Annotated in this window: 9 protein-coding genes and 3 pseudogenes; 11 read left to right on the top strand and 1 reads right to left on the bottom strand. The window is 42.5% G+C overall.

Features of this window, described 5'->3' with window-relative positions:
* Nucleotides 1-165 precede the first annotated feature (165 nt).
* From FQT28_RS00045 to FQT28_RS00020, 9 genes and pseudogenes are all read left to right on the top strand, one after another.
* A pseudogene (locus tag FQT28_RS00045) lies at nucleotides 166-1445 on the top strand (MATE family efflux transporter).
* Nucleotides 1442-2070 (top strand): annotated as a pseudogene (locus FQT28_RS00040) (HAD family hydrolase). The pseudogenes FQT28_RS00045 and FQT28_RS00040 overlap by 4 nt, the downstream one beginning before the upstream one ends.
* 165 nt (nucleotides 2071-2235) lie before the next feature.
* Nucleotides 2236-3428, top strand: a pseudogene (locus FQT28_RS00035) (LysM peptidoglycan-binding domain-containing protein).
* Nucleotides 3429-3578: 150 nt separating this feature from the next.
* Complete coding sequence (locus tag FQT28_RS10020; protein ID WP_260663067.1) at nucleotides 3579-3716, top strand: hypothetical protein; 138 nt, start codon at nucleotides 3579-3581, stop codon at nucleotides 3714-3716.
* A 1-nt stretch (nucleotide 3717) separates the two neighbouring features.
* Nucleotides 3718-3924 carry a DUF7021 domain-containing protein gene (locus FQT28_RS10230; RefSeq protein WP_398575120.1) on the top strand — a complete coding sequence of 69 codons (207 nt, stop codon included), beginning with the start codon at nucleotides 3718-3720 and terminating at the stop codon, nucleotides 3922-3924.
* Nucleotides 3908-4159, top strand: a complete 252-nt coding sequence (locus FQT28_RS10015; protein WP_260663065.1) for a DUF2262 domain-containing protein — start codon at nucleotides 3908-3910, stop codon at nucleotides 4157-4159. The genes FQT28_RS10230 and FQT28_RS10015 overlap by 17 nt, the downstream gene beginning before the upstream one ends.
* Before the next feature lie 8 nt (nucleotides 4160-4167).
* Complete coding sequence (locus tag FQT28_RS10010) at nucleotides 4168-4275, top strand: DUF2262 domain-containing protein (RefSeq protein WP_260663064.1); 108 nt, start codon at nucleotides 4168-4170, stop codon at nucleotides 4273-4275.
* A 325-nt stretch (nucleotides 4276-4600) separates the two neighbouring features.
* Entirely contained in the window at nucleotides 4601-5017 is a 417-nt protein-coding gene (locus FQT28_RS00025; protein ID WP_143989050.1) for a MarR family winged helix-turn-helix transcriptional regulator, read from the top strand.
* 18 nt (nucleotides 5018-5035) lie between these two features.
* On the top strand, nucleotides 5036-5398 hold the full coding sequence (locus FQT28_RS00020; protein WP_125450603.1) for a DUF1304 domain-containing protein: 363 nt from the start codon (nucleotides 5036-5038) through the stop codon (nucleotides 5396-5398).
* A 40-nt stretch (nucleotides 5399-5438) separates the two neighbouring features.
* Here the strand turns inward: FQT28_RS00020 and FQT28_RS00015 are convergent, their stop codons facing one another.
* Nucleotides 5439-6296 (bottom strand): DUF975 family protein, encoded by an 858-nt coding sequence (locus FQT28_RS00015; protein ID WP_125450604.1) that lies wholly within the window; start codon nucleotides 6294-6296, stop codon nucleotides 5439-5441.
* A gap of 116 nt (nucleotides 6297-6412) precedes the next feature.
* Between FQT28_RS00015 and tgt the strand changes: the two genes are divergently transcribed.
* Together tgt and FQT28_RS00005 are read left to right on the top strand one after the other, a co-directional pair.
* Nucleotides 6413-7555: a tRNA guanosine(34) transglycosylase Tgt gene (gene tgt, locus FQT28_RS00010; protein ID WP_125450605.1), complete on the top strand. Its 1143-nt coding sequence runs from the start codon at nucleotides 6413-6415 to the stop codon at nucleotides 7553-7555.
* 133 nt (nucleotides 7556-7688) lie between these two features.
* Nucleotides 7689-8232, top strand: a 544-nt coding sequence (locus tag FQT28_RS00005) for an acyltransferase family protein (protein ID WP_143989049.1), incomplete at its 3' end; no start/stop codon positions are given.

Here is an 8232-nt window from a genome sequence, read left to right as displayed (position 1 = left end):
GTGCCACCAGCGGTTGATGGCCTTGAAACAGCTCCTGTTCGTCACAAGACAACTGTAGCGGCTGCTGATATGCAAGCAGCGGTGGAGGCTTATCTAGGACTTTAAGACAGAGAGAGTAAACTCGGTTGGGAAACCAACTGAGTTTCTTTTCATCAGGAGGAAGGATTGTTTAAGAAAAATAAAGACATTCTTAATATTGCATTGCCAGCTATGGGTGAAAACTTTTTGCAAATGCTCATGGGAATGGTGGACAGTTACTTGGTCGCTCACTTGGGCTTAATCGCTATTTCAGGTGTTTCAGTGGCTGGCAATATTATCACGATTTATCAGGCGATTTTCATCGCTCTGGGAGCTGCTATTTCCAGTGTTATTTCAAAAAGTATGGGGCAGAAAGATCAGTCGAAGCTGGCTTATCACGTGACAGAGGCTCTCAAGATAACCCTATTGCTGAGTGGGCTTTTAGGCGCTTTATCCATCTTTGCTGGGCAAGAGATGATAGGACTTTTGGGAACTGAGCAGGCTGTGGCCGAAAGTGGTGGACTCTACCTATCTTTAGTAGGCGGATCGATTGTTCTCTTGGGCTTGATGACCAGTTTGGGTGCCTTGATTCGTTCAACGCATAATCCACGTCTACCTCTCTATGTTAGTCTTTTATCCAATGCCTTGAATATTCTTTTTTCCAGTCTAGCTATTTTTGTTCTTGATATGGGGATAGCGGGTGTTGCTTGGGGGACTATTCTGTCTCGTTTAGTTGGTCTTGTGATTTTGTGGTCGCAATTAAAGCTACCTTTTGAGAAACCGACTTTTGGTTTAGATAAGAATTTGTTGACTTTGGCTATACCGGCAGCAGGAGAACGTCTCATGATGAGAGCTGGAGATGTCGTCATCATTGCCTTAGTTGTTTCTTTTGGGACGGAGGCAGTAGCTGGAAATGCAGTCGGAGAAGTCTTGACCCAGTTTAACTACATGCCTGCCTTTGGCGTCGCTACGGCAACGGTCATGCAGGTGGCTCGAGCAGTTGGAGAGAATAACTGGAAAAGAGTAGACAAGGTAAGCAAGCAAACCTTTTGGCTTTCTCTACTTCTCATGTTGCCCTTAACTTTCAGTATCTATGCCTTAGGGATACCACTAACTCATCTCTATACGACGGATTCTCTAGCTGTTGAGGCTAGTGTTCTAGTGACACTTTTCTCTCTACTAGGAACTCCTATGGCGACAGGGACAGTTATTTATACGGCAGTTTGCAGGGATTGGGGAATGCTCGCCTTCCCTTTTATGCGACAAGTATTGGGATGTGGTGTATCCGCATAGGGACAGCCTATCTGATGGGTATTGTTCTTGGTTGGGGCTTGCCTGGTATTTGGGCAGGGACTCTCTTGGATAATGGTTTTCGCTGGTTATTTCTTCGTTACCGTTACCAACGTTATATGATGTTGAAAGGATAGGAGATGCAAAAATAGCCTTTATTTGGGATTTAGACGGGACTTTATTGGACTCTTACGAAGCGATTTTATCAGGGATTGAGGAGACTTTTGGTCAGTTTTGCTATTCCTTATGATAAGGAGAAAGTGAGAGACTTTATCCTCAAGTATTCTGTGCAGGATTTGCTGGAGCAGGTGGCAGAAGAGCGAAAGTTGGATGCGGAAGTGCTCAATCAGGTGCGTGCCCAGAGTCTGTCTGAGAAGAATGCTCAGGTAGTTTTTGATGCCAGGTGCGCGTGAAGTGCTAGCTTGGGCAGACCAAGCAGGGATTCAGCAGTTTGTCTATACTCATAAGGGGGACAATGCTTTTACTATCCTAAGAGACTTGGGGTTGGAGTCTTATTTCACAGAGATTCTAACCAGTCAGAGTGGTTTTGCACGCAAGCCCAGTCCAGAAGCGACTAACTATCTGCTAGACAAGTATCAGCTGAATCCTGAGAAGACCTATTATATAGGGGACCGGACTTTGGATGTGGAATTTGCCCAGAATAGCGGTATTCAAAGCATCAACTTTTTAGAATCTTCTTTTGAAGGCAACCACATGATTCAAGCACTGGCAGATATTCTTCATATTTTTGAGAGTAAGTAACGATAAGATTGTGTCAGTTGTGTGACAGAGACCTAACAAACTATTTCAAGTAATCGAGTTTGGTTACAAGGAATAGACAGTTCTATTAATGGCCCGAGAGGGCTTTTTTTTCTGCTTTTTTTGTGTTATGATAGACGGGTACTCATTTGAAAGGAATATGAACGAATGAAGAAAAGAATGATTTGGCCTCAACAGTAGCCTTGTCATTTGCCCCAGTATTGGCAACCCAAGCAGAAGAAGTCCTTTGAACTGCACGTAGTGTTGAGCAAATCCAAAACGATTTGACTAAACGAACAACAAACAAGCTATACAGTACAGTATGGTGATACCTTGAGCACCATTGCAGAAGCCTTGGGTGTAGATGTCACGTTCTTGCAAATTTGAACAAATCACCAATATGGACTTGATTTTCCCAGATACTGTCTCACTACAACTGTCAATGAGGCAGAAGAGGTAACGGAAGTTGAAATCCAAACTCCTCAGCAGATGCTAGTGAGAAGTGACAACTGCGACAGCTGATTTGACGAAAAATCAAGTGACAGTCGATGAAAAAACAGTTCAAGTAGAAGACCTTTCTCAACCGATTGAGGAAGCTCCAACTGTAACAGAGACTGAAAAACCAACAGAAGTAGCGCCAAGTTCAGAAGTTTCTGAGACAGCGACAGTTGCTGAGGAGACACCATCTACAGAAACACCTGTAGCTGAAGAAACAGCTGAAACGACTCCAGCGGAAGCACCAGTAGCAGAAACAACTCGCCTAGTTGAAGAAGAAGCTCCTCAAACTGCGAATCCAGCTACCGAAGAAACGGCAGCACAACTCCAGCAGAAGCACCAGTAGCAGCTGCTCCAGCAACTGAAACGCCTGCTGATACAACAGGAACAAGTGCAGCAGAAGAAACAACAAATTCTGATACTACAACTTTGACTTATCAAGCAGAGCAAAGCCAAGCTCCTTCAAGAACTTATTCAGCTCCAGCGGCTCCTGACTATGCAGGACTTGCTGTAGCTAAGTCTGAGAATGCTGGTCTTCAACCACAACTGCAGCCTTCAAAGAAGAAATTGCCAATTTGTTTGGAATTACATCCTTTAGCGGCTACCGTCCTGGTGACAGTGGAGACCATGGTAAAGGATTGGCCATCGACTTTATGGTCCCAGTGAGTTCAGCACTTGGTGATCAAATCGCGGAATACGCGGTTCAAAATATGGCTAGCCGTGGTATCAACTACATCATCTGGAAGCAACGTTTCTACGCTCCATATGATAGTAAATATGGACCAGCCTACACGTGGAATCCAATGCCGGATCGTGGTAGTGTGACCGAAAACCACTATGACCACGTTCACGTATCAATGAATTAAGAATAATAAGAAGCTATACATTAAAAGTGTAGCTTCTTTTTGTGGTAAAAATAGTGTCGATAAGTGAAATAAAATCTAAAACATGTTAAAATGTAAGCGGATACAAAACTATACTAACGCTTTTAAGCATAGAGAGAAAGGATGAAGTGAATGACAAATCGATTAAAAACTCCATTTGAGAAAACAAGAGATGATTTTGAAGAGGAATTTTGTGGTGAAATTGTCGAATTCTTGATTTTTACCCTCCAAAATGTAACTGGGGGCCGCTTCTTTAAAAGATGGTTGTAAAATGCCGTCCGTTCATTTTAAAGCTAGTGTCAATGTTGCAACCCAGGAATTTTCTGAACGTGAGGGACGTTTGGAATGGGTATTGACTCCTGAGGAATTTGAAGAAAAGAGATGGGGCTTTAGTTTTGAACCCTACAAAATTCATCATATCAAATGTCAAAAAACGCCCCTTCATGGAGTTAGAGCCATATATGTCAGAAGTAGCTAATAACTGCTACCACTTGCTGGAATACCTAGATGACCAATCCTCAGACTCTAGGTTAGAGACCTTGATTGAAACCTATCAAAAACCGGTCATCATTCAAGACGATATTGGCGAATTCACCTTAAACAGAGCCTATTCTTGGTTTGAAGGATTTATCACTTACGAGGGTGGTAAGATTCATGCTATCTTTGCTGCGAGTGCAGATGAAAGTCTCCCTCCAAGTTTTTTGATGATCTAAAGAAATTTATGGGAACTTTCCAAGTTCAAGATACTCGGATTAAAGACTATATTGTCAAAGAACTGTGGGAAACAGCTCAAGACTGGATAGATTCAGATGAAAATGATGTGAGTTAACAGAAGAGTATTTTACCAACTCTCTTTCCTTAAGTGAACTATCGATCAACGAAGACGGGGAATTGACCCCTCTACTATGATGATAGCGAGGAAATTTTTGCAGGCCATGCCATCGAAGTTGTCATTGATAAAGAGGGAGAAATCTTCGAGCAGATTTGGTAGGTTAGTGCTGGATTTTATCTAGAATATAGAAATAATAGCCTTTTGGGATTGAAACCAAGAGGCTATTTTTCGTGAGTAAGCAAAATAGTTGCGTTTTTAATCTTTCTGTAATATACTTGATAGCTCAATAGTTGATAAATCAAGTGTACGCAAGGAGGTAGAAATGAAAAAAATTAACGACTTACTGTACCAGCTCCATTTAACAGATCAGATGATCACTCAACTTTTTGAGAAACAATTGGGAATTAGTTTGACCCGCTATCAAATCTTGCAGTTTTTACTGCAGCAGTCACCCTGCAACCAGATTGCCGTTCAGGAGAAGTTGCAAATCGACCAGGCGGCCTTGACCCGTCATTTTAAGATACTAGAGTCAGAGGGCTATGTCAGTCGCAAGCGTAATCCGGCCAATCAGCGAGAAGTCTTAGTTGAATTAACCCAAGAAGCCAAGAATCAACTCTTAGTCAGTCCGCCTAAACATCATTTGCGAGTGAAGGAACAGATGGAGAGCATCTTATCGACAGCCGAGCAGAAAGAGCTAACAACTTTACTGACGAAACTAGTGTCAGGTCTAGAAAAATAGAATTTTAAGGAGAAAACGATGTCAATCATTACTACTATTTTAGCAACCCTTGTTGCCCTCGAACATTTTTATATCTTTTATTTGGAGAGTATGGCAACCCAATCAGATGCAACCAGCCGAGTCTTTAATATGGACAAGGAAGAGTTGACTAGACCCTCTGTCACCTCACTGTTTAAAAACCAAGGGATTTATAATGCTTTGATAGGTGTCTTTCTCTTGTATGGGATTTATTTCTCACAAAGTTTGGAAATTGTGACTATCTTTGTTTTATTTGTGCTTGGTGCAGCGATCTATGGTTCTCTGACAGCAGACAAGAAGATTATTCTGAAGCAAGGTGGGCCTGCTATTTTGACTCTGCTGAGTATGTTACTTTTGAAATAAGAAAACCAGCGTTTTGAACGACGCTGGTTTTTGTATGCTCTTATCCATTTCGACGTTTACGAGCTAGTAGGGCTCTGTAAAAGAAGATGTGATTGTTTTGGATATAGGGAAGGATTGAAAAACTAGCAATCCCAAAAGTAATCCAGTTGAGGAAGTACCAAGGGAGTAGTTGTAAGTCGAGGAGAAAGCGTTGGAACTTGTATCCTTTCATCAAGAAACGGCTGGTTTTCAGGATTTGATGGGGTTTAGCCTGTCCTAAATCCAGAGTGTCGCAGAGGAGGAATTCTACCTGCGAGTAAGCATAATGTTGCGGTACGTAGAGGAGATTGCCCACAATCATCAAGATGAGGCTCGCGAAAAAGTAGAGCCCAAAGGTCATAAGGAATTGCTCGGTTTCAACGGATGAGAGGTCAAGATTAGGAAATTCAGGATGTAGGGCAACAAATCTTCGAGCCAAGAGATTGCTATAAAAAAGAAAATAAACGCCTACTAAGTTTGGAATGCTCCATAAAAAAAGGTAGAAACGTTTGAGGAGCAGAGTCAGGAAGGTTTGCGAGAAGCGCTCTTCAGCAAAGAGAGCCAGGCTTGATTTTACTGAGAGTTCCGTATCAGGATCCTTGAGGAGTCTGAGTGTCGTAAAGGCAGCGCTTGCTAGAAAAATCGAGCTCAAAAAAGAAACCACTAGTGGGAAGAGATAGGCTTGGAGCACTTGTGCCAGCATGCTGAAAAAGGATTGCTCTAAAACACTTTCTTGGAGACGAGCCAAGGGGTTGAGAAAGCCTGATAAGATGACCAGTATGCTAGGTAAGAGATAGACGAGAAAGAGGCGGGGATTCTCAGCCTGAAATTGCCTCGTCTGCAGGCGAATGGTTTTTAAATCAATTTTTGGGTATTTCATTCTTTCATTATACCATAGTTCGTGACAGTTACTAGTTTTTTTGATAAAATCATACAGTATGCCTTTGGGCACAAAGTATGAACTGGGACTGTCTTTCCCAGCTTCGGAGGTAGAAAATGTCAGATTCACCAATCAAATATCGTTTGATTAAGAAAGAGAAACACACAGGAGCTCGTCTGGGAGAAATCATCACCCCGCATGGTACTTTTCCAACGCCTATGTTTATGCCAGTTGGGACCCAAGCTACTGTAAAAACCCAGTCACCAGAAGAGTTGAAGGAGATGGGATCAGGAATTATCCTCTCTAATACCTATCATCTATGGCTTCGTCCTGGAGATGAACTCATCGCACGCGCAGGTGGTCTCCACAAATTTATGAACTGGGATCAACCAATTTTGACAGATAGTGGTGGCTTCCAGGTTTATTCCCTAGCAGATAGCCGAAATATCACCGAAGAAGGAGTAACCTTTAAAAACCATCTCAATGGTTCCAAGATGTTCCTATCGCCAGAGAAAGCCATATCTATTCAGAATAATCTGGGCTCAGACATCATGATGTCTTTTGATGAATGTCCTCAGTTTTACCAACCTTATGACTACGTTAAGAAATCAATCGAGCGTACTAGCCGTTGGGCTGAGCGTGGTTTGAAGGCTCACCGTCGCCCACATGACCAAGGTTTGTTTGGAATTGTTCAGGGAGCAGGATTTGAAGACCTTCGCCGTCAGTCAGCTCATGACCTTGTGAGCATGGACTTCCCTGGCTACTCTATTGGTGGTTTGGCAGTGGGAGAAACGCACGAAGAAATGAATGCAGTCTTGGACTTCACAACTCAACTTCTTCCTGAAAACAAACCTCGCTATTTGATGGGTGTCGGAGCGCCAGACAGCTTGATCGATGGGGTCATTCGTGGTGTGGATATGTTTGACTGTGTCTTGCCGACTCGTATCGCTCGTAACGGAACTTGTATGACCAGCCAAGGTCGTTTGGTTGTCAAGAATGCCCAATTCGCTGAAGATTTTACGCCACTGGATCCTGAGTGTGATTGCTACACATGTAAGAACTACACACGCGCCTACCTTCGTCACCTGCTAAAGGCTGACGAAACCTTTGGTATCCGCTTGACTAGCTACCATAATCTTTACTTCTTACTCAACCTGATGAAGCAGGTCCGCCAAGCCATCATGGATGACAATCTCTTGGAATTCCGTGAGTATTTTGTAGAAAAATATGGCTACAAAAAGTCAGGACGCAATTTTTAAAGTGTAAAAATAGAATGCCAAAATCCTAAGTTTTCTCTTAGGATTTTTCCTATTTTTTTGATAGAATAGGGAGTATAATGGAATGGAAATTAGGTGGTGTTTTGCTTCCTAATTTAATGGAGAATAGACTCGTATGCGTATTAAATGGTTTTCCTTGATTAGGATTACAGGTTTACTTTTGGTGCTTTTTTACCACTTCTTTCAAACGATCTTTCCTGGAGGATTTTTCGGGGTAGATGTCTTTTTCACATTTTCGGGATTCTTGATTACCTCCCTCCTTTTAGAAGAGTTTGGAAAGAAAAGCCAGATTGATTTACTGGGCTTTTTTAAGAGACGGTTTTACCGCATCGTGCCACCTGTGGTGCTGATGGTTCTGGTGACCATGCCCTTTACCCTCCTAGTTCGTCAAGACTATGTTGCTGGAATTGGCGGCCAGATTGCTGGAGTTCTCGGTTTTATGACCAACTTCTACGAAATGTTAACAGGGGGAAGTTATGAATCCCAGTTCATTCCGCATCTCTTTGTTCATAACTGGAGTCTAGCTGTTGAGGTTCACTACTATATCCTTTGGGGCTTAGCGGTTTGGTTTTTATCGAAACGTTCAAAATCTAGTAGTCAATTGAGAGGGATGGTCTTTCTCCTTTCTGCGGGAGCTTTCATCATTAGCTTTTTCTCCA

Origin of the sequence: Streptococcus oralis (assembly GCF_901543815.1) — a bacterium.
Lineage (GTDB): Bacteria > Bacillota > Bacilli > Lactobacillales > Streptococcaceae > Streptococcus > Streptococcus oralis_CM.
The sequence above is the reverse complement of the archived record's forward strand: the minus strand, read 5'-3'. Positions and strand labels throughout refer to the sequence as shown.